This is a genomic window from Allobosea sp. P1_B10, assembly GCF_056406735.1.
The window spans coordinates 1-24,186 of sequence record NZ_JBFTZP010000004.1; the positions used below are offsets into that span (position 1 = coordinate 1).

At 65.9% G+C, this 24,186-nt stretch carries 23 protein-coding genes; 10 read left to right on the plus strand and 13 right to left on the minus strand.

The genetic code is table 11. The features are described 5' to 3' along the window. Positions 1-116: 116 nt before the first annotated feature. Entirely contained in the window at positions 117-977 is an 861-nt protein-coding gene (locus AC1D2L_RS10715; RefSeq protein ID WP_476845855.1) for an ABC transporter permease, read from the plus strand. Between the two features lie 95 nt (positions 978-1,072). Here the strand turns inward: AC1D2L_RS10715 and AC1D2L_RS10720 are convergent, their stop codons facing one another. Further along, positions 1,073-2,242, minus strand: a complete 1,170-nt coding sequence (locus AC1D2L_RS10720; protein WP_476845856.1) for a Gfo/Idh/MocA family protein — start codon at positions 2,240-2,242, stop codon at positions 1,073-1,075. A 9-nt stretch (positions 2,243-2,251) separates the two neighbouring features. Beyond that, positions 2,252-2,968, minus strand: coding sequence for a GntR family transcriptional regulator (locus tag AC1D2L_RS10725; protein WP_476845857.1), 717 nt, complete (start codon positions 2,966-2,968; stop codon positions 2,252-2,254). Positions 2,969-3,196: 228 nt separating this feature from the next. On the opposite strand from AC1D2L_RS10725, the gene prpB reads away from it, so the two are divergent. Continuing rightward, the gene (prpB, locus tag AC1D2L_RS10730) at positions 3,197-4,138 is read left to right on the plus strand and encodes a methylisocitrate lyase (protein WP_476845858.1); all 942 of its coding nucleotides are present in this window, start codon (positions 3,197-3,199) and stop codon (positions 4,136-4,138) included. 186 nt (positions 4,139-4,324) lie between these two features. On the opposite strand, the gene AC1D2L_RS10735 is transcribed toward prpB, so the two are convergent. Further along, a complete protein-coding gene (locus AC1D2L_RS10735; protein ID WP_476845859.1) occupies positions 4,325-5,491 on the minus strand; it encodes an ABC transporter substrate-binding protein in 1,167 nt (388 codons plus the stop codon). 259 nt (positions 5,492-5,750) lie between these two features. On the opposite strand from AC1D2L_RS10735, the gene AC1D2L_RS10740 reads away from it, so the two are divergent. From AC1D2L_RS10740 to AC1D2L_RS10760, 5 genes are read left to right on the plus strand one after another with little or no spacing between them, the layout of a single operon-like run. Continuing rightward, the gene (locus AC1D2L_RS10740; protein WP_476845860.1) at positions 5,751-6,626 is read left to right on the plus strand and encodes a branched-chain amino acid ABC transporter permease; all 876 of its coding nucleotides are present in this window, start codon (positions 5,751-5,753) and stop codon (positions 6,624-6,626) included. After that, positions 6,626-7,615, plus strand: coding sequence for a branched-chain amino acid ABC transporter permease (locus tag AC1D2L_RS10745; protein ID WP_476845861.1), 990 nt, complete (start codon positions 6,626-6,628; stop codon positions 7,613-7,615). The genes AC1D2L_RS10740 and AC1D2L_RS10745 overlap by 1 nt, the downstream gene beginning before the upstream one ends. Beyond that, complete coding sequence (locus tag AC1D2L_RS10750; RefSeq protein WP_476845862.1) at positions 7,615-8,376, plus strand: ABC transporter ATP-binding protein; 762 nt, start codon at positions 7,615-7,617, stop codon at positions 8,374-8,376. Before AC1D2L_RS10745 ends, AC1D2L_RS10750 begins: the two co-directional genes overlap by 1 nt. Further along, positions 8,369-9,076: an ABC transporter ATP-binding protein gene (locus tag AC1D2L_RS10755; RefSeq protein ID WP_476845863.1), complete on the plus strand. Its 708-nt coding sequence runs from the start codon at positions 8,369-8,371 to the stop codon at positions 9,074-9,076. The genes AC1D2L_RS10750 and AC1D2L_RS10755 overlap by 8 nt, the downstream gene beginning before the upstream one ends. A gap of 38 nt (positions 9,077-9,114) precedes the next feature. Next, entirely contained in the window at positions 9,115-9,999 is an 885-nt protein-coding gene (locus AC1D2L_RS10760) for an NAD(P)-dependent oxidoreductase (RefSeq protein WP_476845864.1), read from the plus strand. Between the two features lie 61 nt (positions 10,000-10,060). Here the strand turns inward: AC1D2L_RS10760 and AC1D2L_RS10765 are convergent, their stop codons facing one another. Further along, positions 10,061-10,864 (minus strand): N-acyl homoserine lactonase family protein, encoded by an 804-nt coding sequence (locus AC1D2L_RS10765; protein WP_476845865.1) that lies wholly within the window; start codon positions 10,862-10,864, stop codon positions 10,061-10,063. Between the two features lie 7 nt (positions 10,865-10,871). Further along, entirely contained in the window at positions 10,872-11,828 is a 957-nt protein-coding gene (locus AC1D2L_RS10770) for a Bug family tripartite tricarboxylate transporter substrate binding protein (RefSeq protein ID WP_476845866.1), read from the minus strand. 286 nt (positions 11,829-12,114) lie between these two features. Between AC1D2L_RS10770 and AC1D2L_RS10775 the strand changes: the two genes are divergently transcribed. Next, entirely contained in the window at positions 12,115-13,593 is a 1,479-nt protein-coding gene (locus tag AC1D2L_RS10775) for an aldehyde dehydrogenase (protein WP_476845867.1), read from the plus strand. Between the two features lie 68 nt (positions 13,594-13,661). Here the strand turns inward: AC1D2L_RS10775 and AC1D2L_RS10780 are convergent, their stop codons facing one another. The 3 genes from AC1D2L_RS10780 to AC1D2L_RS10790 all read right to left on the minus strand — a co-directional run bounded on the left by AC1D2L_RS10780 (position 13,662) and on the right by AC1D2L_RS10790 (position 15,973). Continuing rightward, positions 13,662-14,519: an alpha/beta fold hydrolase gene (locus AC1D2L_RS10780; RefSeq protein ID WP_476845868.1), complete on the minus strand. Its 858-nt coding sequence runs from the start codon at positions 14,517-14,519 to the stop codon at positions 13,662-13,664. After that, positions 14,516-14,923 (minus strand): hypothetical protein, encoded by a 408-nt coding sequence (locus AC1D2L_RS10785; protein ID WP_476845869.1) that lies wholly within the window; start codon positions 14,921-14,923, stop codon positions 14,516-14,518. Before AC1D2L_RS10785 ends, AC1D2L_RS10780 begins: the two co-directional genes overlap by 4 nt. Before the next feature lie 264 nt (positions 14,924-15,187). Next, positions 15,188-15,973 carry a Crp/Fnr family transcriptional regulator gene (locus AC1D2L_RS10790; RefSeq protein ID WP_476845870.1) on the minus strand — a complete coding sequence of 262 codons (786 nt, stop codon included), beginning with the start codon at positions 15,971-15,973 and terminating at the stop codon, positions 15,188-15,190. A 258-nt stretch (positions 15,974-16,231) separates the two neighbouring features. On the opposite strand from AC1D2L_RS10790, the gene AC1D2L_RS10795 reads away from it, so the two are divergent. Next, on the plus strand, positions 16,232-17,602 hold the full coding sequence (locus AC1D2L_RS10795) for a protoglobin domain-containing protein (protein WP_476845871.1): 1,371 nt from the start codon (positions 16,232-16,234) through the stop codon (positions 17,600-17,602). Between the two features lie 98 nt (positions 17,603-17,700). Further along, positions 17,701-19,269 carry a methyl-accepting chemotaxis protein gene (locus AC1D2L_RS10800; protein WP_476845872.1) on the plus strand — a complete coding sequence of 523 codons (1,569 nt, stop codon included), beginning with the start codon at positions 17,701-17,703 and terminating at the stop codon, positions 19,267-19,269. A 150-nt stretch (positions 19,270-19,419) separates the two neighbouring features. Here the strand turns inward: AC1D2L_RS10800 and AC1D2L_RS10805 are convergent, their stop codons facing one another. The 5 genes from AC1D2L_RS10805 to AC1D2L_RS10825 are packed head-to-tail and all read right to left on the minus strand — an operon-like array spanning position 19,420 to position 24,152. After that, positions 19,420-20,292: an alpha/beta hydrolase family protein gene (locus AC1D2L_RS10805; protein WP_476845873.1), complete on the minus strand. Its 873-nt coding sequence runs from the start codon at positions 20,290-20,292 to the stop codon at positions 19,420-19,422. Further along, on the minus strand, positions 20,289-21,308 hold the full coding sequence (locus AC1D2L_RS10810) for an ABC transporter ATP-binding protein (RefSeq protein ID WP_476845874.1): 1,020 nt from the start codon (positions 21,306-21,308) through the stop codon (positions 20,289-20,291). The genes AC1D2L_RS10805 and AC1D2L_RS10810 overlap by 4 nt, the downstream gene beginning before the upstream one ends. Further along, the gene (locus tag AC1D2L_RS10815; protein ID WP_476845875.1) at positions 21,305-22,285 is read right to left on the minus strand and encodes an ABC transporter ATP-binding protein; all 981 of its coding nucleotides are present in this window, start codon (positions 22,283-22,285) and stop codon (positions 21,305-21,307) included. The genes AC1D2L_RS10810 and AC1D2L_RS10815 overlap by 4 nt, the downstream gene beginning before the upstream one ends. Further along, positions 22,282-23,178 carry an ABC transporter permease gene (locus tag AC1D2L_RS10820; RefSeq protein WP_476845876.1) on the minus strand — a complete coding sequence of 299 codons (897 nt, stop codon included), beginning with the start codon at positions 23,176-23,178 and terminating at the stop codon, positions 22,282-22,284. Before AC1D2L_RS10820 ends, AC1D2L_RS10815 begins: the two co-directional genes overlap by 4 nt. Next, entirely contained in the window at positions 23,175-24,152 is a 978-nt protein-coding gene (locus tag AC1D2L_RS10825) for an ABC transporter permease (RefSeq protein ID WP_476845877.1), read from the minus strand. Before AC1D2L_RS10825 ends, AC1D2L_RS10820 begins: the two co-directional genes overlap by 4 nt. Between the last annotated feature and the right edge of the window lie 34 nt (positions 24,153-24,186).

A 24,186-nucleotide genomic window follows, 5' to 3' on the forward strand; every position in this document is an offset into this window, starting at 1 on the left:
ACTATACACTATACGCTGCTGCAGGGCCTGATGATCATCTTCGCCGTCTGCGTGATCGCCGTGAATACGCTCACCGATCTCGCCTATGGCCTCGTCGACCCCAGGGTGAAATACGAATGACCGACACCACCGCAACCGAACCGGTGCGGCCGGGCGGCCTCTGGCTCGCCTTTACCCGCAACCGCCTGTCCTGGGTCGGGCTCGTCCTGCTGGCGCTGATCGTGCTCGTCGCGGTCTTCGCGCCCTGGCTGGCGCCCTATGATCCGATCGAGCAGAACATCGTCGCAAGGTTGGAGCCGCCTTCCGCCGAATTCTGGCTGGGCACGGACTCCTACGGCCGCGACGTGCTCTCGCGCCTGATCTACGGGGCCCGCATCTCGCTCTTCGTCGGCTTCGTCGCGATCGTGATCGCCATGATCGTGGGCACGACGATCGGCGTCATCGCCGGCTATATCGGCGGCGTCTTCGACCAGATCGTGATGGGCGTCCTCGACGTCATGCTCTCCTTCCCGACGCTTCTTCTCGGGTTGATGATCGCGGCGATGCTGGGCGCCAGCCTGGAGAACCTGATCATCGCGATCGCGATCACGGAGATCGCGCCCTTCGCCCGCGTCGCCCGCGCGCCGACGATCACGCTCAAGCAGCGCGACTTCGTCGAGGCCAGCCGCGCCTATGGCTGCGGCCCATTGCGCATCATGTTCCGCCACATCCTGCCCAACATGCTCTCGGACGTGGTGGTGATGAGCTCGCTCTGGATGGCTTCGGCCATTCGCACCGAGGCTTCTCTGTCCTTCATCGGCCTGGGCGTCCCCCCGCCTACAGCAACCTGGGGTGGCATGATCCGCGAGGGCTTCGAGAACATCCTTGACGCCTGGTGGCTCGCCGTCTTCCCGAGCTTCGCCATCCTCCTGACCGTGCTCGCCCTCAACCTCCTCGGGGACGCACTCCGCGACGCATCCGATCCCAAGTCGCGGTAGTTTCAGCAGAGACCGGCCTCGGCCTGTATCTCTGGACTGGAGCATGCCTCCGGCCCCGATCCGCGACCGCGCTCTGGCCACGAGTTCAGCTCGAACTAGGCCAGGGAGCGCCAGCGTGCATCGTTGCGGCTGGAGGCGAGGGCGGCCTCGATGAATGCGAGGCCGCGGACGCCGTCGCGCACATCGGGAAACAGAGCCTCCGGCGGTGGGGGATTGCCGTCCCTTGTAGCGCGGATCGCCAGCGCGACCTCGGAATAAAGCGTCGCGAACGCCTCGATATAGCCCTCGGGATGACCTGACGGCACGCGGGTCACCCGAGCCGCCGCAGCGCCCGCCGAAACTCCGCCCCGAGTGATGGTCTGGGCTGTCTGCCCGAGTTGGGTCCACGACAGCCGGTTGGGATCCTCCTGAGACCAGCTCAGCCCGCCGCGCTCGCCATAGACCCGCAGCCGCAAAGCGTTCTCGTTGCCTGGCGCGACCTGGCTGGCCCAGAGCTGTCCCCGGGCGCCGCCGGCGAAGCGCAGCAGGACATGCGCATTGTCGTCGAGCGGGCGTCCCGGGACCATGGTCGCGACGTCGGCCGCGACGGCCTCCACGGCGAGACCCGTGACGAACTCGGCGAGTTGGAATGCATGCGTGCCGATGTCGCCGAGGCAACCACCAGCGCCCGCCCGGGCAGGATCGACACGCCACTCCGCCTGCTTGTGACCGGTCGCCTCGAGGGGCTCGCTGAGCCACTCCTGTGCGTATTCGACCTGGACGACGCGCAATGCACCCAGCGCGCCTGACGCAATCATCTCGCGCGCGTGCCGCACCATCGGGTAGCCCGTGTAATTGTAGGTTACGGCCAGCAGCATGCCTGACTTCGCGGCCAGAGCGCCGAGCGAACGGGCCTCACGCAGGTTCAGCGCCAGCGGCTTGTCGCAGATCACATGGATCCCCCGACGCAGAAAGGCCTTGGCTGCGGGAGCATGCACATGGTTTGGCGCGACGATGGCCACGGCCTCGATCCCGTCGGGGCGGCGCGCCTCTGCCTTCGCCATCGCGTCGAAATCCGGATAGGAGCGAGCGTCGTCGAGCCCCAGCGACCGCGCCGAGCGCAGCGCCTTCTCTGGCGTCGCCGAGAGCGCCCCGGCGACAAGCTCGTAATGCCCGTCCAGTCGGGCGGCCATGCGATGCACCGCGCCGATGAAGGCGCCTTCGCCGCCACCGACCATGCCGAGGCGGATCTTCGCGCCGCCAGCCTCGCGTCTCGCCTCGACCATCGGGCAGGTCTATTCGCGCACGCGCTTCGTCGGTGCGGGCTTCTCGGGCGTCGCCTCCGGGCTCTGCGGAAATTCCTCGTGGATAGAGAGCAACGCGCGCCGGAGATGAAAGCGCATGGCCTGCTCGGCCTTGTCCGCATCTCGGTTCTTCATGGCGGCGAGAATGTCGCGATGCTCGCTCAGGGCTTCCTGGGCGCGTCCCTTGCGAGCCGACGAGCGATAGCGATAGACGCGCAGCATGTAATAGAGATCTTCGCAAAGCATCTCGATCAGCTTGGCGTTCCGGCTGCCCTGGATGATGCGGAAGTGGAAATCGAAGTCGCCCGGGCGCTGGTAGTAATTGTCGCCCGCCTTCAGCGGGGCGGCCTTGGAGTGGCTGTCGACCAGTTCCTGCAGCGCGACGATCTCGGCATCCGACATGCGCTCGGTCGCGAGCCTGCAGGCCATGCCCTCGAGCGCCTCGCGGACATAGAGCAGGTCGGCCAGGTCGCCCGATTTCAATGGCGCCACCCGGGCCCCTACATGGGGTACGCGCTCGACGAGCTTCTTGCCCTCGAGCCGGCGGATGGCCTCGCGGACCGGCCCCCGGCTGACGCCGAACGATTTGGCCAGAGCAACCTCGTCGAGTTTGGTCTCAGCGGGATAGTCGCCCTTGATGATGGCTTCCTCCAGCCATTCGAACGCCCGATCGGCAAGCGTCCTACCGCCAAACAGAGGGGGATCCATCGTCATACTCAGAACTCACTCCAGGGTCCGGGCGCTGCCGTTTCACCGGAACGGCAGTGCATGCATATCACGAGTTACATGCTGACACGATGTCCGGGATCGCCTTGCGCGCAGCGCAAAAGCGCGGGGCGATGGCGCCTTTGTCTTAAGTCAAATGTTGACATTAGGAGGCGTCGCCTGTTCTGTGAACACAAATTTGCGCACCTCGCCAAACTGCGGAGTCGTCCGATGCCATACCTCGTTGCCTCCGAATTGAGTACCGTCGCCCCAGGCGAACGGTTCGCAGAATTGCTGGCGAGACCCGGGATCCTGCGGATGCCGGGCGCTCACAACGGCATGGCTGCGATGCAGGCGCGCAAGGCGGGGTTCGAGGCGCTTTACCTCTCGGGCGCAGCCATGACGGCCTCGATGGGCCTCCCGGACCTCGGCATCATCACGGTGGACGAGGTCGCCTTCTTCGTCCGCCAGCTGGCGCGGTCGGCGGATCTCCCGATCCTTGTTGATGGCGACACCGGCTATGGCGAGGCGCTCAATGTCATGCACATGGTGCGGGTGTTCGAGGATGCGGGCGCTGCGGCCGTACAGATCGAGGACCAGTTGCTCCCCAAGAAATGCGGCCATCTCAACGACAAGAAGCTGGCTGGCGCGCAGGATATGGCAGCCAAGATCGCCGCGGCACGCAAGGCTCGCCGCCACCTTCGTATCATCGCGCGGACGGATGCTGCCGCCAGCGAAGGCATCGACGGGGCGGTCGCTCGGGCGAAGCTCTATATGGAGGCCGGCGCCGACGCGATCTTCCCCGAGGCGCTGACCACGGCCGAGATGTTTCGGGCCTTTTCGGATCGGATGCGCGGCACACCGCTGCTGGCTAACATGACGGAGTTCGGCAGGACGCCGTTCTTCAGCGACGCCGAATTCGAGCAAATGGGCTACAAGATGGTGATCTGGCCCGTGTCGTCCCTTCGGGTTGCGGCCAAGGCGCAGGAGCGGCTTTACGCTGCCCTCAAGCGCGACGGCGGCACCCACAATGTCCTCGACGACATGCAGACCCGCACCGAGCTGTACGATACCATCGGCTATTCCAGCTATGAGGAGCTCGATCGGAGCATCGTCCGCACGATCGTTCCAGAGGGGATGCCGCAGCGTCCGGTGGCGAAGTCCGCCGGGTAGCGCTGAAGGCAAGGTGCCTGAGCGCCACTGCCGTCAGTGCGCGGCGCTGTCGGGAGGGGTAGGGGCGCCGGCGGCTGGGCGGCGCAGTCGCGATAACCTGTCGGCCGGAATTGGAAGCGGCCTCCGACTACCGGGACCGAACAACCTGCCGGGCGAACCCGGCAGGTTTTGGCGTTTCAAGCGTGCTTATTTGCATTCTGACGAGGTGCAGTCCGCAACCTTGACGACCACGCCATCCTTGATCTGGCCGATATAGAACGGCAGGTCGATCTGGCGGGCGCTGCCATAACGCTCGGCGCCGGTCCAACCCGCCTTGCCCATCACTGTCGGGAAGCCCGAGACAGCGTCGAGTTCCTTGGCGATCTTGGTCGTGTCTTCGACCGTGCCTGCCTTCTGCATCGCGGAGAAGAGCATCTGCAGGCCGGAGTAGAAGAACGGGCTGAACGCATTCATGTTGGCGCCGTATTTGGCGCTGTAGCGCGATACGTAGCCGCCCGTGGCCGGAAGTCCGCCGTCGATGGCGAGGTGGACATAGGTGCCCTCGGCTGCCTGCTTGCCGGCAACCTTCACCAGTTCGGCCGCGACGTCGCCGCCGGTGACGTAGATCGGCCCCTTGTACCCGAGCTCGCGTGCCTGCTTGACGATGACTCCGGCGGTCGTGGGTGCATTACCGCCGATCTCAAGTGCGTCGGCCGAGCGCAGCGCACGAGTCAGGATCGGCACGAAATCGACGCGCTCGCGCTCGAAGAAGTCGACCTGGAGCTTGCTGCCGGCCTTCGCATAGGCTGCGACGTTTCCGGCGCCCATCTGCTGTCCGGTCTCGTCATTTGGGAGCAGGGCGACGACCTGCTTGGATGCGTTCTTCTTCACCAGCCAGGCGACCTGCGGCTCCGAGAACTCGACTGTCGTCAGCACCGGGCGGTAGGCGTAGGGCGCGTCGGCCCCGAGCGCACGCGGCGAGAACGCCAGCGTCATCGTGATGACCTTGGCGCTGGTCGACTGGTCCTTCGTCGCAACGGCCGCAGCTGAGCCCATCGGGCCGACCACGAACTTGACCTTGTCCTGCACGATCAGGCGGTCCATCGCCGTGACCGCATCCTGGGCGCGGTAGCGGTCGTCGTACTGCTTGATCTCGATCTTGTGGCGTTTGCCGGCGACCTCGAGCCCGCCCTGCTTGTTGACATCCTCGGCTGCGAACTCGGTCGCTGCCAGCATGCCCTGGGCAAATGCAGCGCCGGCGCCGGAGAAGCTGGCATGCACGCCGATGGTGAGTGTGTCGTCGGCAATGGCCGCCTGGCCTGCGCCCAGCACGCTGGTCGCGGCAACCGCCGCGCCAATCAGAATACGTCTCATCCCTGTGTTCCTCCCGTTCTTGTAAGCGTCGTCGGCCGGCTTTGCCGGCCGCGATCTAATGTTGACATTAAACATTAGCGATGCGCAATCTCTCTCAGCGCAGCCGGGAGAGCTGCTTGGCGTCGGACGACGTCGGGGGAGAGATATCGATGCCTGCAGAAGCGTTGGGCGCGGCTATCGCGGCCCTACCGGGTCACATCGAGGCGACGGAATTCGCGCGAGGGCCGACAGGCCCGGCAACAGCCGGAGCGCGCCTGCCATGAGCCTGGAAGTCATTCTCGCCCAGACGGTGGTGAACGGGCTGATGATCGGCATGATCTACGTGCTGATGGCGATCGGCTTCACCATGGTCTTCGGCATCATGCGGATCGTGAACTTCGCTCATGGCGAATTCTACATGGTGTCGGCATTCCTGTTCGCAGTGCTCTATGGCAGCCACGGCTTGCCCTTCGCCGTGAGCCTGTTCTTCGCGGTGGCAGGCACGAGCGTTCTCGGCCTCGTGATGGAGCGGCTGGTGTTTCGCCAGTTCCGCGGCAACGAGCTAAACGGCATGATCGCCTCGCTCGGCATTGCGCTGATGATGCAAAACAGCGCGCTCCTCATCTGGGGACCTTCGCCGGTTTCGGTGCCGTCGGTCGCGACGGGCGTCCTCTCGCTGGGCGAGATCGTCTTTCCTTGGTCGCGCGTCGTCGTCATCATCGGCGCAGTTCTCGCGGTGATCGCGCTCTACGTGGTCATCGCGCACACCCAGATCGGCCGGGCCATGCGGGCCGTGGCGCAGGATCCCGAGATCGCTCTGGCGCAGGGCATTCGCGTCGACGTGATCTTCCCGCTGGCCTTTGTTCTGGGCGTCGCGCTTGCAGGCCTTGCCGGCGCGCTGACGGCTCCGGTCCTGTCCGTCTCGCCCTTCATAGGCCTGCCGCCGACATTGAAGGCCTTCATCATCGTGGTCATCGGCGGACTCGGGAGCGTGCCGGGCGCGGTCGCCGGCGGCCTGCTGATAGGCATGACCGAGAGCTTCGCCGGCTCCTTTGTGAGTGCTGCCCTGGCCGAGATGCTGCAATTGCTCACCGTCATCGTCGTGGTTCTCCTGAGGCCGCACGGACTGCTCGGCCAGAAGGAGCGCGAGGCGTGATGTCCCTGTTTCGCCAATTGACCAGCGGGCAACTCGCCATCATCGCGATCGGCCTTGCCGCCGCTGTCGCGATGCCCTCGCTGGCGCCCAATCCGTTCTATGTCCATCTCGGCACGCTGGGTTGCCTCAACCTGATGCTGGTGCTCGGGCTGGCGATCATCGCCCGCACGGGGCAGCTCTCGATCGGCCATGCGGGCTTCGCGCTCGTCGGTGGTTATGTCTCGGCGCTGCTGGCCCTGAAGCTCGGCGTCACGCCCCTCGCCGGCATTGCGATCGCGGGCATCGTCGCTGCGGTGGTGGCTGCGATCCTCGGCTGGATCATCCTGCGCCTGCGGGGCGTCTACTTCGTCCTGGTGGCGTTTTCCTTTGGCCAGATAGCGGTGCTGCTGGCGCTCGACTTGGGTGACCTGACCGGCGGCGCGAATGGGCTCGTCGGCATCCCGCCGCTCTCGCTGTTTGGTTACGTGGTTGCCAACAAGCCGCAATTCTATCCCATCGCGCTCTGCTTCGCGTTGGTGACGCTGCTCGTCACCTGGCTCCTGTTCCGCTCACCCTTCGGCGACATGATGGCGGCGACCGCCGACAACCAGCGCCTGAGCGAGGCCTGCGGAATCGACACCCACAAGACCCAGGTGATCGCCTTCGCGATCGGATCCGGCATTGCCGGTGTCGCCGGTGCGTTGACCGCGCACTACCTGCGCTTCCTGTCGCCGGACTCCTTCACTTTCTGGGATTCGGTGACCTACCTGACCATGCTCGTGGTCGGTGGCCGCAGCGGTGTTGCCGGTCCGCTGGTCGGCGTGCTCACCCTGACGCCGCTTCCTGAACTGCTGCGGTCGACGCAGGGGCTTCAGCACATCATCTACGGTGCTGTGCTCGTCCTGTCGCTGCTGTTCCTGCCCGACGGTCTGGCTAGCCTGCCCGCACGCCTGCGCGAGCGCCGCGCCCGGCGGGACAAGTCCGCGGCCCTCGTTGCGGAGGCGCGCTGATGTCCATGCTTCAAGTCGCAGCCGTCAAACGCAATTTCGGCGGCCTCGTTGCCGTGCGTGACGTGTCCTTCACTGTCGAGCAGGGCGATCTGCTGGGGCTGATCGGCCCCAATGGAGCCGGCAAGACGACGCTCTTCAACATCGTCTCGGGCGTCCTTGCGCCCTCGGCCGGCAGCGTGCGCTTCGAGGGGCGCGAGATCTCGGGCAAGCCGGCCAACCGGATCGTCCGCGACGGCCTCGCCCGGACATTCCAGTCGGCGACCCTGTTCTCGGAGGCATCGGTCCTGGCCAGTGTCGTGCGCGGCGCTTTCGCGACGAGGCAGATCGGCTTCTGGAGCGGATTGTCTTCGGCGCGTTGGCGCGAGGATGCCGAGGAGCGCGCCATGGCGACGCTCGATCTGCTGGGCCTTGGCCGGCGCGCCCACATCAAGGCGCGCGAACTCGCCTATGGCGAACAGCGGCGTCTCGGCGTGGCCATCGCGCTGGCAAGCGAACCCCGCCTGCTGATGCTCGACGAGCCCGTCGCCGGCCTGAACCCGGAAGAGGCGGCCGAGCTTGCCGCTGTTCTGCGGAGGGTCAAGGCGGAGCGCGGCGTCACCATGGTGCTGGTCGAGCACCACATGCGCACCGTGATGGACCTTTGCAACCGCATTGTCGTCATCGATCGCGGCGCCCTGATCGCCGAGGGCACTCCGGCGGCGGTGGTCGCCAATCCCAAGGTGATCGAAGCCTATCTCGGCAAGGATGCTGTCGATGCTTGAAGTGCGCGGCGCCAGTGTGACCTATGGCGGCGTCACCGCCTTGCGGGACGTCAGCGTGTCCGTTCCGAAGGGCTCGATCGTCTCGCTGATCGGCTCGAACGGGGCGGGCAAGACCACGACCTTGAAGGCCATCATCGGGCTGAAATCGCTTGCTCGCGGCGAGATCCATTTCGATGGCGAGCGCATCGATGGGCTGAGCGCACCGCAGCGGGTCGGGAGGGGCATTGCGCTCTCGCCGGAGGGGCGGCGCGTGTTTTCGCAGATGAGCGTCTCCGACAACCTGATGGTCGGCGCCTATCTCGGCCGCGACGGCGCGCAGACCCGGCGCTCGCTGGAAACGATCTACGGCTATTTCCCGCGCCTGGTCGAACGGCGCAAGCAGTCGGCGGGGTCGCTGTCTGGCGGCGAACAGCAGATGCTGGCGATAGGCCGCGCGCTGATGGCACGCCCGCGCCTGCTCCTGCTCGACGAGCCGTCTCTCGGGCTGGCTCCGATCATCGTCGACGAGATCGCGCGCATCGTCACGGAGATCAGCCGGGATACCGGCATGTCGATCGTCCTCGTCGAGCAGAACGCGAAGCTGGCGCTGAACCTCTGCGACCAGGCCTTCGTCCTCGAGACCGGCGCTGTGGCGTTGAGCGGTGCAGGCAAGGACCTGCTCGCCAGCGACTATGTCCGGCGAGCCTATCTCGGGCTCTGACCGATTTCTTTCTGGATGGACTGCGGAGGTTCGACTTCATGACTGAAACGAAGACACTGGGCTTCATCGGGCTCGGCGTCATGGGCGAGCCTATGTGCCGCCATTTGGTGCAGAAATCCGGTCTGGCGGTGACGGTCACCGATCTGAACCCGGCGCCGGTGGAGCGTCTCGTCGGCCTCGGCGCCGAATCCGGCGGCCTTGCCGAGGTGGCAGCGGCCGATATCGTCTTCCTGTCTCTGCCGAGCGGTGAGCATCTGCAACGGCTTTGCGAGGGGCCGGACGGCCTGCTCAAGCTCATGCGCAAGGGGCAGACCCTGGTCGATCTGTCGACCAGCCCGCTCAAGCTGACGCGCAGCCTGGCGGAGGCTTTCGAGACCATCGGCGTGAGCTATGCGGATGCTCCGGTCGCTCGCACCCGCGCGGCGGCGGAGGCTGGCACGCTTGCCATCACCGTCGGCGCCCCACCGGAGCTGTTCTCACGCATCGAGCCGCTGCTGCGCTGCTTTGCGTCCGAAGTCACGCATTGCGGGCAGGTCGGCGCCGGGCAGGTCGTCAAGATCTTGAACAACATGGTCGTCGTCGGCACCGTGACGGCGCTGTGCGAGGCTGCTGCGATCGCCGAGACCGCCGGCGTGTCCCGCCAGTCCCTGTTCGAGGCCTTCTCCAAGGGATCTGCGGATAGTTTTGCGCTGCGCAACCACGGCTTCAAGGCGGTGGCGGCCAGGGAGTTTCCCGAGCGCGTATTCCCGACCGACTACATGCTCAAGGATGTGGGTTACGCTTTGGCAATGGCAGCCGATGGCGGCATCAACGCTCGCGAGGCGGCACTTGGGGCCGATGTCCTGCGCGAGGCTTCCGAGCAGGGATATGGCGCGCAGTACTGGCCGGTGATCATCAAGGTGATCGAGCAGGCGAAGTCCTGAGCGACTGCAGATAGATCAAGGAAAGGCTGCCGCCGACCGGTCTGCGGCAGCCTTTGTTACGTCAGGAGGTCGGCATCGCCAGCGGATCGCCGTCGAGCCGTGCTATCCCCTCGATCTCCGGATGCGTCGCGGGAAACAGCGACAGCACCTGCGGATCATGGCCGGGGATGATATGCGCGGGTCCGTCCGCCAGCTGCTTGACCCGGTCGAAGCCGGCCAGCATCTCGTCGGTATCGGAGAGGACAGGGAAGGGGCGGCGTTCCAGGAGGTTGGCGTAGAAATGCGCGGCGTCCGATGCGAGCACCACGTGCCCACGTCGCGTCCGCACGCGCACGACCTGCAGGCCACCGGTGTGGCCGCCGACCCAATGCAGCGAGATGCCGTCCGTCAGCTGCGAATCCAGGTCGTGGAAAGCGACGCGCCCCTCGAACACCCGCGACACCATCTTGGTCACGTCGGTGGGGTTGTAGGCCATGCGGAGATCAGGCTGGCACATGCAGCGCCCCGTGCAGAAGTGCATCTCCCGCTCCTGGACATGGTAGCGCGCCTTCGGGAACAGGTCGTGGTTGCCGGCATGGTCCCAGTGCACATGCGTAATGATGACATCCTCGACCGAGGCCGGGTCGACCCCGATCTGCTTCAGGCCGTCCGCAACGGGGCGCGTGGTGTCATAATTGCGCGCCTTTCCGGCCGGTTCGTCGAAGCCGGAATCGACGATGAAGGTGCGGTCCTTGCCGACAAGTGCCCAGACGAAGAAGTCCATCGGCATCGGCCGGTCATGCGGGTCCCCGCCGACGAAATTGGCGGAAGACCGGCGTTCTTCCTTCCGCGCGTAGCGGATAGCGTGGATTGCGTATTCGGTCATGGGTGCCTCACTGCGGCTCGATGCCAGCATCTTTCGTGAGCTGGGCCCACAGGTCGACGTCGCTGGCCACGTGCTGGGCAAAGTCCTTCGGCCCGATCCATTTGGCCTCGAAGCCGATCTCACCCAGGCGCTTGCGCACGGCTGGATCCTCGAGGACCACCTTCAGGGACTCGGAGAGTTTCGCAACGATGTCCGGCGGCGTGTTCTTGGGCGCGAACAAACCCGTCCAGGCGGACAGGTTCCTGAAGTCGACGCCTTCTTCCTTCATCGACGGCAGGTCGCCGTAGAGTTCGCTGCGTGTCTGCGTCGTCGTTGCCAGCGTGCGCAGCTGTCCGGCCTGGGCCAGAGACTGCGCGGCGGTCATGTCGACGAAGATCATCGAGACGCGGCCGGCCACGACATCCGTCAGCGCCGGCGGGCTGCTCTTGTAGGGAACCGCGAGCAGTGGCACGCCGGCCTGACGCTTCAGCAACTCGCCCGACAACTGGCCGATCGCATTGCCATAAGCGAAGGACAGCGCCTCCGGCTTGCTCTTTCCATAGGCCACCAGCTCGCGCACGCTTTTCGCGGGGACCTCGGGGTTCACGAACAGGAAGTAGGGGAACAGGCCCAGCTGCGCGATCGGCGCGAAATCCGTCTTCGGGTCATACTGGATGGACTTGACCATGCTGGGCGCTGCCGCGTGGGTCGAGGAACCGCCGAAAACCAGGTTGTAGCCGTCGGCGTCGGCACGCGCGCCAGCGGTCGCGCCGATGGTGCCGTTGGCGCCACCGCGATTGTCGATCACGATGGTGGTCTTGAGGACTTCCGAGAGCTTCTGGGAGACGATGCGAGCCACGGAATCCGTGCCGCTGCCGGCAGCGAACGGCACGATCGCGGTGATCCTGCGCGACGGGTAGGTCTCGGCTGCGGCTGCGCTCGCGCCCAGCAACAGGGCGGCACAGGCGGCGATGGCATTTCGCATTCATTTTCCTCCCATGTTTAATGTTGACAGTTGTATGCGTGGTGAACCCTGTTGCGTCAAGCGAGCCGCGCTTTCGACGTGAGTCAAACGCCTGGGAGGGCACTGTCTAGCTGCGCGCGCGGGCTGAGCGAATTGATTAGGAGGTGTTCCATTCAACTGTTGACAATCGTGGGGGCGACACTCAGATGTGTGCGGCAATCGCGGACACTCATCCGCACGTGCGGGCCGATCCGATCGAGCGGCACGGATCGCGACACCTAGGGCAATTCGGAGGGCCGGACGCATCATGACGAAGACCTATGATCTCTTCATCGGGAACGCTGCTGTCCGGGCGCCGAACCAGGAACGGTTCGATGCGATCAATCCCTATACGCGGGAGAGCTGGGCCACCGTCCCGCAGGCGAGCGCCAGCCAGGTTGCGGAGGCCATCGCGACCGCCAGGCACGCCTATGAGACCGTCTGGAGCAAGACCTCGGGCCTCGCGCGCGGAAAGCTCCTGAACAGGCTGGCCGATCTGCTGGAGCAGAATGCCGAACGCATCGCGACGCTGGAGTCGACCGACAACGGCAAGATCATCCGCGAGACGCACGGCCAGATGCACTTCGCGGCACGGAACTATCGCTTCTTCGCCGGCTGCGCCGACAAGATCTTTGGCGATACGATCCCGCTCGACCAACGTGATGTCTTTGATTTCACCCGGCGCGAGCCGCTGGGTGTGGCGGTCCTGATCACGGCCTGGAACTCGCCGATGGGCCTGCTCTGCAACAAGCTGGCGCCCGCCTTGGCCGCCGGCAACTGCGTGGTGGTGAAGCCCTCCGAGCACGCATCCGTGACGACGCTGGAATTCGCTGAGCTCGTTCGCGAGGCCGGCTTTCCGCCCGGCGTCTTCAATGTCGTGACGGGCGACTATCGCGCCGGCCAAGCGCTGCTCCAGGCTGGCCGGATCGACCGCATCAGCTTCACCGGAAGCCCCAATGTCGGACGCCAGATCGCGTCGGACGCCGGCCGCGCGCTGGTTCCGGTGACGCTGGAGCTTGGCGGGAAATCGCCGAACATGATCTTCGACGATGCCGATCTCGACCGCGCCGTCGTCGGCGCCCTGGCTGGCATCTTCGGGGCTACGGGGCAGACCTGCATCGCGGGCTCGCGGCTGCTGGTGCAGCGCAAGGTCCATGACGAGGTCGCCGCGCGCCTGGTCGAGCGAGCAGGCCGCATTCGCCTCGGTAATCCGCTCGACAAGGCCACCGAGATGGGCACCGTCGCCAACGAGCCGCAATTCGACAGGATCCTGAAGGCTATCGAGTCCGCGCGCAGTGGCGGAGCCCGCCTTGCAGCAGGTGGAAAGCAGGCGAGTGGCGATCACCTCGGCCGCGGGCTGTTCGTCGAGCCGACGATCTTCACCGAAGTCGACAACGAGATGACGATCGCCCAGGAAGAGATCTTCGGTCCCGTCCTGTCGATCATACCCTTCGATACCGAGGAGGACGCGATCGCGATCGCCAACAACTCGAAATATGGACTGGCGGCCGGCATCTGGACCAACAACCTGTCGCGCGCGATGCGGGTCTCGCGGGCCGTCGAGGCGGGCACGGTCTGGGTTAACACCTACCGCGCCTCCAGCGCGATGGCCCCCTTCGGCGGCTTCAAGGACTCCGGCTTCGGCAAGGAGCGCGGCGTTGCGGCGCTGGACGAGTTCCTGCGCACGAAGAACGTCATGATCGACTTTTCCGACGAGGAACGGGATCCCTTCGCGCTCAAGGTCTGAGCGCGAAGAGAAACACAGCCTCTCCGGGACGGTTGCCGCTCCCATGTGATCGGCGACAGCGCGTCGCCTCAGGACGCGGCGCCGCCCCTGATCTGCTGCAGCACCGGAAGGATGTAGCGCCGGAACTGCTCGGGGTTCTCGCTCATGGGGAAATGCCCGAGGCGTTCCATGACGGTCGCTTGCGCCCCCGGGATTTTTGCAGCCGTCCGCAGCGTGTCCTGCGGCGAGCATGAATAGTCGTATTCGCCGGTGAGCAGGAACAGCGGGCAGGTCGCCGTGTCGATGCCACCGACGAGAGGGCGCAGATCCGCATCGACCCGATAGAAATAGAGGTCGCCCTTGAATACGCCCGGGCCGCTTTGCATGTAGTGCCACAAGGTCTCGCGGCGCGAGGCTTCCGGCCCGCCGGGCGCTATCAGACCCGATACCAGGGCGGCGCAGATCTCCCCGCCATGGATATCGGGCAGATGCAGCCACGTCGTGTCGTACCAGGGCTCCTGGTGGTCGGCCGCCTCGAGCCCGATCAGGGCCCTGAACTCGGTCGCATGTGAAATCGCCAGGCTCAGCACGATCCGCCCGCCGATGGAGCAACCCATGACGACGGGGCGATCGAGACCCAGCGCGGCCGAGACCGAGCGGATCGCATCCGTGTAGGATTGCGTGGTCAGCCGGTATTCCTCGCCGCGCCAGCTTTCGGGCGGGTTGGACTTGCCGTGGAAAGGCATGTCGAACGCGATCACGCGGAAATGGGCGGTAACGGCCGGGTCATTCATCAGATGGCGCCACTGCCTGCCATCGGCGCCGGCCGTGTGCAGGCACAGCAGCGGGATGCCTTCGCCTGCCTCCTCGACATAGATGCGCTGGGCGACACCAGAAACCTCGCAGCGGAGGTAGCGACCGACGATAGGCTCGAAGTCCGGGCTCATGCCGTGCCTCCCAGGCCGCGCGGGAGAGCGAGCAGATCCTTGAAATACTGCAGATGCGTCAGGAAGGTCTGGATCTGGCCTTCCACCGTCGCCTTCTTGGACTTTGTCAGCGCGAGCAGGTCATGAAAGCCCGGAGCTGGCATGGCCTGCCAATAGCCGGTCCAGGCTGCGGGGTCGGCGCGATAGGCGAAGCTCGCCGCGCGCAGCAGGGCAGGGCCACCATCGGCCGCAGTAACCAGTCCGCGCTCGATCGTCAGGAATACCGTGTCCTGACGGGTCCCGACGATGCACACCGTGCTCAGGTGACGGCCGCGTCGAACAAGGTCGTCCTGTCCCGCAATCAGACGCGGGAGCGCTAGCAGCGCTGCCAAAACGCCTTCACTATTGTCGCTAAGCTCATCCATTACCGCAGTTTCCCCCCGTTTCCCTTGAGCTTGCCGCGTCGGCAGGAGAGGCACTCCCCTCCAGTTCCGCGCGTTTGTGCCGAGGGGAAGCACATCCTCCACCCGCGACAACATCTCTTGTTATCGCGATGAATGCGGTTGCATGCAATCGAATGCAAGAGACAGGGCTACGCGCGGCGATGCGATGGAGGCATGCTGGAGGCGAGGTTGTCGTTGCGTCGAGGCGCCGGCGTTACGAACTGCGGCGAGGCTTATCTGGCGGGCTCAACCGCCACCATTCGGGCCTGGGCCCTCCGCCGAAGACAGCGGTGGCGACGTGTCGATGAAGCGGGCCAGCGGCTGCGAGTTCCTCTCGAAGGCGCGGCTTATCCGGCCGTAGCAGGCGCAGCTGCGCGCCTCCATCAGGTTGCGCTCGCGCACTGCAAAGTCCCCGCGCGAATAGGCGATGGCGCCGTCCTCCATCAGTTTGGAGCAGACGACGTTGACGGTCGCCCGGCGCAGCCCGAGCGCCTGCGAGATCGCCGCCTGGGTGAGCTGGAACGAGTCGCCGGCAACCCGGTCATGCGCATGCAGGAGCCAGCGGCAGATTCGCTCCTCGGCGCTGTGCAGGCTGTTGCATGCGACCGATTCCAGCAGCTGGATGATCAGGCATTTGGCGTAGCGCAGCATGGCGTGCCGGACGCAGGGAAAGCGGGCGATGGCTTCGTCGAGGTCTTGGATCGACAGCCACGACGCGTAGCCCGGCACCACGACGCTGGACTGACTCATCGCCTCGTCGCCGCCCATCACGAGCGCGATGCCGACGAAGCCTTCATAGCCGATCGAGGCCTTTTCCACGCCGCGCCCGTCCCGCATGTCGGCATTCATGGAAATCACGCCCTCATGCGGGAAGATCGCATGGGTGAACGCGGCGCTGTCCTCATACAGGACCTGCCCCGGCGAAAGCCTCCTGGTGACCATCAGGGGCTGCAGGTACTCCCGCGCCTCGGGACGCAGCGAGAGCAGGACCTGATTTCGGATCTCGAAATCGCCCTTCAGCTGATGCTCCAAACAGATCCTCCGGATCAAGCCAATAGGGCGCGCATTATTCTTCTGTTAACCATACGTTATGTACGTTACGGTACGTAAGAAGAGCGTAGCCGTACATAACGCCCGTGAGCGGGATGCGGTCGCGAATCCGGCGCTGAGGGCCTCTATCATATGAGCCTATTCGGACCCCAAGCTTTTGGCAGCCCGCTCGGGCATGCGCCTTTAGGCGAAGCTGCCATCATTCTGGCCCAACCTGCAATGGCTGGCGCTTCCTGCCCCATGGCTGGCGAGGATGACGCGACGATGAATGCGAGCGGCGAGGACATCGCCGAGCGCCTTCATTTCGCGGGGATCGATGACGGCGTCCGGGCCCTGCTGAGGGAGTTCCAGCCGGCGGTCGCCTCCAAGCTGCCCGACATCCTCGACGAGTTCTATCGGCACATCCTGACATTTCCCGAGGTGGCGCGGTTATTTCCCAACCCGGGGGTCGTCGCGCGGGCCCGGGACATGCAACTCGCCCATTGGGCCCTCATAACCGCGGGAACCTTCGACGACGCCTATGCCCGCTCGGTGCGGCGCATCGGCGAGGTGCATTGCCGCCTGGGCCTGAAGCCGCGCTGGTATATTGGCGGCTACAATTTCATCGTCACGCGGCTGATCACCGTCGCAGCCACTGATCGGAAGCTCTGGCACCTGACGAGCGCGAGCCGGCAGAGGCGCGTCGCCGCCGCGTTCAGCCAGGCCGCGCTCCTCGACATGGACCTCGCCATCTCGGTCTATCTCGATGCCGCGCGCAAAAGCCGGCGCAGCACGCTGGAAGCGCTGGCCACCAACTTCGAGCAGGCCGTCGCCAGTGTCGTTCGGTCGCTCACCAATGCCGCGAGTGACCTGCATGGCCTCGCCCGCTCCCTTGCCGGTTCATCGGGCGAAACCCTGCACCAGGCCGACGCCGCGCTCACCTGCTCGCTCGATGCGACGGCGAATATCGAGGCTGTCGCGTCCGCGACCGACGCGCTCGCGGAATCACTCGGCGGCGTGCGCAAGCGCATCGCGGCATCCTCCGAAATCTCGACGCGCGCTGTGGGGGAGGCGCATCAGATCACCCTGCAGGTCGCGGAACTCACGGTGTCAGTCGACCGTATCGGCGGCATCGTGGACGTGATCCGCGAAATCGCAGCCCGGACCAAGCTCCTGGCCCTGAACGCGACGATCGAGGCTGCACGTGCCGGCACGACCAGCAGGGGCTTCTCGGTCGTGGCGGGCGAGATCAAGGCATTGGCGGTCCAGACGGCGGACGCTACGGCGGAAATCGATTCCCAGATCGGCGCCATCCGGGCGGCCTCTCGCGTCGTCGCCAGTGCCGTCGGCGATATCCGGCAGACGATCGGCGACATGAACGGGATCGGCTCGCTTATCGCCGACGAGATCGACGAGCAGGAAGCGGCCACGGGACGCACCGCCTGCAATCTCCAGCAGGCCTGGCTCGGATCGGCCGAGGTTGCCAACAACGTCATGGGCGTGGCGCGGCAGGCGTCGGACTCGAGCCGGGCCTCGGCTGCGGCGCTGTCCGCCACCACTGACCTCGCCCACCGGGCCCAGACCTTGATGGCAGAGGTCGAGCAGTTCCTGGAGACGGTCAGCGCCGCGTAGCTGTCCTCGGGGACATGCTCCGACCGAACCAGCGCGGGCTGGCAACTGAAATTCTGTCGCGTACGCCGCCAATCAAACCAAAAAATGGGGGAATACACATGTCTGCTCTGGATGCTCTGTCCCAACGCCTAGCCTTCATGCGGCTCGACGACGCCGCGCTCGCGAGAATTCGAGACGTCAAATCTATCGTCATGCAGGCGCTGCCGGCGGTGTTGGAAGACTTCTATCGTCAAGTCCGGGCATTCCCGGAAACCAAGGCCCTGTTTGCGCGCGAGGAGCAGATATCGGCCGCATCCAGCAAGCAGATCGCCCATTGGGACCTGATTTCGAGCGGTCACTTCGACGCGACCTATGTCCGGGCGGTCAGCGCCATCGGGCATGTTCATGCCCGCATCGGGCTGGAGCCGCGCTGGTACATCGGCGGCTACGCCCTGGTGCTCGAGGCCCTGGTGGTCCGGATCGTGGAGGCGCGCTGGCCTTCTTCCTCGGAGGGACGGCCGGCTGGACGAGGTTTCGGTGGCTCGTTCTTCGGCATGCGATCGAGCGATGCTGGCACCACGCCCGCCAGTGCGGCGGATCTGGCGGCCGAGATCGGTGCCATCGTCAAGGCCACTTTGCTCGACATCGACTTTGCGATCTCGGTCTATCTGGAAGCCGCCGAAGCGGCCCGTCTCCGCTCGGAGCAGGAAGTGCTGGCCGCGGAACGCAAGGCGGTTGTCGCCTCGGTCGGCGAGGCGATGGCAGCGCTGGCGCGCGGTGACGTCACCTATCGCATGCCCGACAACCTTCCCGGCGAATACAGCCAGCTCCGCGACGACTTCAATGCCGCAGCGACGCGGATGCACGACACGATGAAGACCGTCCGTTCGGCAACGCAGGACATCCGCACCAGCGTCGATACCGTTACCCAGACCGCCAACGACCTCGCCAGGCGCGCCGAAGAGCAGGCCGCCTCCCTGGAGGAAAGCGCCGCGACCACCGAAGAACTGGCGGCCTCGGTCAAGACCAATGCGCAATCATCCCGCCATGCCGAGAAAGCTGCCAGCGAGGCCATGATGATTGCCGAGCAGGGCGGTACGATCGCCCGCGAGGCCGTCGAGGCCATGGGTCGGATCGAGGATGCGTCGCGTCAGATCGCCGACATCACGTCGGTCATCGACGGCATCGCATTCCAGACGAATCTTCTGGCCCTCAACGCTGCGGTGGAATCCGCGCGTGCCGGCGAAGCGGGCAGGGGCTTTGCCGTCGTCGCCTCCGAGGTGCGGAGCCTCGCGCAACGGTCCGGCGAAGCCTCTCGCAGCATCAACGCACTCATCGTGTCGTCGAGCAGCGAGGTCACGAAGGGCGTTGCGCTGGTCCGGTCAGCGGGCGCTGCGCTGGAGAAGATCGTCGCGGCCTCGAAGGACGTCGCGGCCAATGTCTCGGGGATCTCGACCGGCTCCTCCGAGCAGGCCAACGGCGTGGACGAACTCAGTCAGATCCTGGCAGGCATGGACAGCGCTACGCAGCAGAACGCCGCTCTCGCCGAGGAAAGCGCCGCCTCGGTCGCGTCGCTGTCAAACCAGGTAGGGCGGCTCGACGCGCTGATTGCGGCGTTCAAGGTCGACGAACCGAATGCGGGCGTTGCGTCGGTTCGAGCGCTGATGCCTGTCCGCCTCCGGGCCTGATCGCTCCGCGCTGTCGAGCCTCGCCAAGGAGGCGCGGCAGCGCGCGGCGGCATCTCATGCGGCATGCCTCACTGTCCGAACGCGCGATGGCGCCGGCGCAAGGCAGGCTTGGTGGGGAAGGGTCGAACTGGCAGGCCCGACCGCTCGATCCTACAGGACCGGAACTGTGCCTGCCGCCAGTTCCTCGAACGCCGGAATGCGGCCCTCGAACCACAGGGCAGCCGCAGCGCGCGACATCGCGGCGCCGTCATGGCCGATGCCGTCGACGACGAGGATCTGCCAGTTGAAGGGCAGGTCCAGTCGCGCGGCCTCGCGCTTGGCGAACTCGAACATGAAATGCGCGCGCGCAAAGCGATGCTCGCCCTGCGACAGCGCCTCGGTCCCCGCCGGCAGATTCGGGTCGCCGGTGTTGATGTCCTGGTTGCCCGCAAAAATGATCATCGGATAGGCCAGCCAGCGCGCCAGCGCGGCCTTGTCGAAGCCGAGGCCACCGAGCCCTTCCGGGAAGGCGCGCTCCAGCGCCGGGAGCGTGTACCAGCCGGAATTGGCGGCGATGGATGCCTCGAACGACGCATGGTGCTGTGTCGCCAGCATGCGATGCACGAACTGGCCGCCGGCCGAATGGCCATAGATGCGCGCCGTCTGGCGACCCGTTACGCCGCCCTGCCGCAGCGCCTCGAAGACGCGCGCCGGCACGCCGTAGATCCAGCTTTCACGGGGGCGAACCTCGCCGTCCGAGCCGAGGACGAGGCCGTTGTTGTAGCCCTCGGCCTTGGGGAACACCGCGTCGGGGAAGGTCGGCGCCACGATCAGCAGATTGTGCTTCTCGGCGGCGGGAATCCAGAAATCGCGATAATCGTCGCCATTGCGCATCATGCCGTGCTGCACGAACACGACCTCATCGTCGGGGCCGTGGCTGGCGGGGCGATAATAGTTCACCTCCAGCGGCAGATCGGGGTTCGAGGCGTCGGTAAAGGGCAGGACGCCGCGGCCGATGGCGGGGGTGAGACTTGTCGTGATCATGCCGGCTCCGGAGCGGTATGCAGGTGACAGGCCGCGCTGCGGCCGGGCGAGATGGCCTTCAGCTTGGGCGCGACCTCGCGGCAGACCGGCATGGCGGCCGGGCAGCGCGGGTGGAAGGCGCAGCCGGGCGGCGGCGCCAATGGTGAGGGCAGTTCGCCCTTGAGCGGCTCGAAGGACCGGCGGCGGTTGGCTGCCGACGGAATGGCCTTGATCAGGGCGGCGCTGTAGGGATGCGCCGGTTCGGCAAAGATCTCGGCGGCGCGGCCGATCTCGACGATGCGGCCGAGATACATGATCGCGACGCGGTCGCTGATATGGCGCACCAGCCCCAGATCATGGCTGACGAAGAGATAGGTCAGCCCGTAGCGCTCGCGGACATCCATGAACAGGTTGATGACCTGCGCCTGAATCGATACGTCGAGCGCCGAGACCGGCTCGTCGCAGACTAGGAAGTCCGGCTTCACCGCCAAAGCGCGGGCGATGCCGATGCGCTGGCGCTGGCCGCCCGAGAACTGGTGCGGGTAGCGGTCGCGATAGGCGAGATCGAGCCCGACCTCGGTGAGCGCTTCATCGACGGCGGCGTCGATCTCGCGCTTCGGCTTGAGCTTGTGGACCGCCAGCGCCTCGCCCACGATCTTGCTGACCTTCATGCGCGGATCGAGCGAGGCGTAAGGGTCCTGAAAGACCATCTGCACTTTGAGCAGGAAGTCGAGCCGGTCTTTGCCCTTCAGGCCGGCGACGGGGCGATCGTCATAGATGAYCTCGCCCGATGTCGGCTTGAGAATGCCGGTGATGACGCGCGCCAGCGTGGACTTGCCGCAGCCGGATTCGCCGACGAGGCCGAGCACCTCGCCACGCGCCACGGTCATGTCGATGCCCTCGACGGCGCGCGAGACAGGCGCCGGCTTGCCGCGACCGATACCGGCCAGGATCTTCTCCGCGAGCGTGGACTTGCCGCGAAAATGCCGGGTGATGCCGCGCAGTTCGAGCAGCGGTGTGGACGATTGCGCGCTCATGCCGCCTCTGCCGCGGGAACGGGGTTGTGGCAGCGGAAATTGCACTCCGCATCGCCCTGAGGGAGCGGGTCCTGCTCGGCGCAGACCGGCACGGCGCGCTCGCATCGTGGACGGAACGGGCAACCCGATGGCCTGGAGTCGATGCGCGGCGCCACGCCGTCGATCTGCTTCAGCCGGCTGCCGGGCTCAGCATGCGAGGCGGCGGAGTTGAGCAGGCCCAGCGTATAGGGGTGGCGCGGCCGGTCGAGCACGTCGTCGACGGGGCCGGTCTCGACGATGCGGCCGGCATACATCACCGCGACCCGGTCGGCGAGTTCGCCGACGACGGCGAGATCATGCGTGATCCAGAGGATCGCCGTGCCTGTCTCGCGGCTGAGCTTCTGCACCTCGTAGAGGATCTGGCTCTGGATCGTGACATCGAGCGCCGTCGTCGGCTCGTCTGCGATGATCAAATCGGGGCTGTTGAGCAGCGCGGTGGCGATCGCGACGCGCTGGCGCATGCCGCCCGAAAATTCATGCGGGAACTGCTTCAGCCGCGCGTCCGGCGAGGAGATGCCGACGCGGGCGAGCGCCTTGGCAGCCTCGGCCAGCGCCTCGGACCGGCTGCAGTCGCGGTGTTCGAGGATCGCCTCTGCCATCTGCTCGCCGATGCTGAGCACCGGGTTCAGTGTCATCAGGGGATCCTGGAAGATCATGGCGATGCGGTTGCCGCGGAGATCGCGCAGCCGCTCCTGAGAGGCGGCGCGCAGATCCTCGCCCTGGAACAGCACGTCGCCGGCCACGATCTCGCCCGGCGGGTCGATCAGCCCGACCAGCGAGAAGCCGGTCACCGACTTGCCGGAGCCGGACTCGCCGACCAGGCCCAGCACTTCGCCGCGGCGCATGGTGATGTCGACTCCGTCGACGGCGAGCCACGCTCCCTCGAGAGCATGGAAGGCGGTCTTGAGACCGCGCACTTCGAGCAGGGGAGCCGTCATGAGCGCACGTTGAAGCTGCGGCGCAGGCGTGTGCCGACGAGGTTGAGCGACATGATCAGCAGCACCAGCGCGATCCCAGGGAAAACGGCGATCCAGTATTCGCCCGAGAGCAGGAATTCGAAGCCGTTGGCGATCAGCAGGCCGAGCGAGGGCTGCGTCACCGGAACGCCGACGCCCAGGAAGGACAGCGTCGCCTCCAGCGTGATGGCGCTGGCGATGCTGATCGTCGAGACCACCAGCACGGCGCCGACCGAGTTCGGCAGGAGATGCGCCAGCATGATGTGGCGCGTCGGCAGGCCGAAATTGACCGCCGCCTCGATATATTCCTTGCGCCGCTCGACCAGCGCCGAGGCGCGCATCAGCCGCGCATATTGCGCCCATTGCACCAGCACAATCGCGAGCACGACCTTGTCGACCCCACGACCGATCGAGGCGAGCAGCACCAGCGCCACGAGGATCGAGGGAAAGCCGAGCATGAAGTCGACGATGCGCATGATCACGGCATCGACGGCGCCACCGAACTGCGCGGCGATCAGCCCTGCGGTGATGCCCACCGTGAGCGCGCCCGCCGTCGCCGTGAGGCCGACGAGCAGGCTGGTGCGCAGCCCGTAGAGAATGGCGCTCAGCATGTCGCGGCCCTGCCCATCGCTGCCGAGCCAGAAGACCATCCCTTTGCCGCCGGTCTCGCCGGGGGCGAGCCGGTTGTCCATGACGCTGAGCGCGCCGAGATCATGCGGGTTCTGCGGCGCGATGAACGGCGCGAGCAGGGCCAGCGCCACCATGATGCCGAGCAGGATGACGGCGCCGCGCGTGGTCGGCCGGTTGCGCAGCTGTTCGAGCACGCTGGCGCGCAGCTTCGTATCGGTGAAACCGGGGATCGGCGCGGCGCTCATGTCGATTGGCCCGTCAGTGTCACGCGCGGATCGAGCGCTGCGTAGAGGATGTCGACGAGGAAATTCACCACGACGAAGAGGAGCGTCGCGAGCAGGACATAGGCGACGACTACCGGGCGATCGAGCTGGTAGACGGAATCGATCAGCAGCTTGCCGATGCCCGGCCAGGCGAAGACGGTCTCGGTGATCGTCGAGAAGGCGACGAGGCTGCCGAACTCGACGCCCACCACCGTCACGACGGGGATCAGGATGTTGCGCAGGATGTGCCGACCGACGATGCGGCGCGGACGCACGCCCTTGGCGCGGGCATATTTCACGTAGTCCTGCGTCATCGCCTCGGTGGTGCCGGCGGCGACGAGGCTGATCATCAGGGCCATGTTGGGAATGGCGAGGTTCAGGGCCGGCATGATCAGGTGATGCAGGCCGTCCAGCGTCAGCAGGCTGGTCTGGATGCCCAGCACGGAAACGGTCTCGCCGCGCCCAGCTGTCGGCACCCAGCCGAGCCAGACCGCAAACAGCAGGATCAGCATCATGCCCTTCCAGAAACTGGGCAGGGAATAGCCGAGCACCGTGCCCGCCATGATGAGGCGCGAGGGGCGGCTTTGCGGATTGAGCCCGGCGACGAGACCAAGCGGCACGCCGACGGTGACCGCCAGCGTCATCGCCAGCAGCACGAGTTCGACGGTCGCCGGCAGGCGCGCGAAGATCAGCTCGATCGCCGAGACGCCATGGACGAAGGAGCGCCCGAAATCGCCCCTCAGGGCATTGCCCATGAAGCTGAAATATTGCTGCCAGATCGGCAGATCGAGGCCGAGCCGGCGGATCAGCGCCTCGCGCTCGGCCGCGCTCACCTGCGGGGAGACGAGCAGTTCGATCGGGTCGCCGATGCCGTAGACGGCAAAGAAGACCACCACCGAAACCGCCAGGAGCACGAAGACGCTCTGGATCAGTCGCTGCAGCACATAGGCGGTCATGTCCGACCGCCTATGTCGTTGTCGTGGCAGGTGT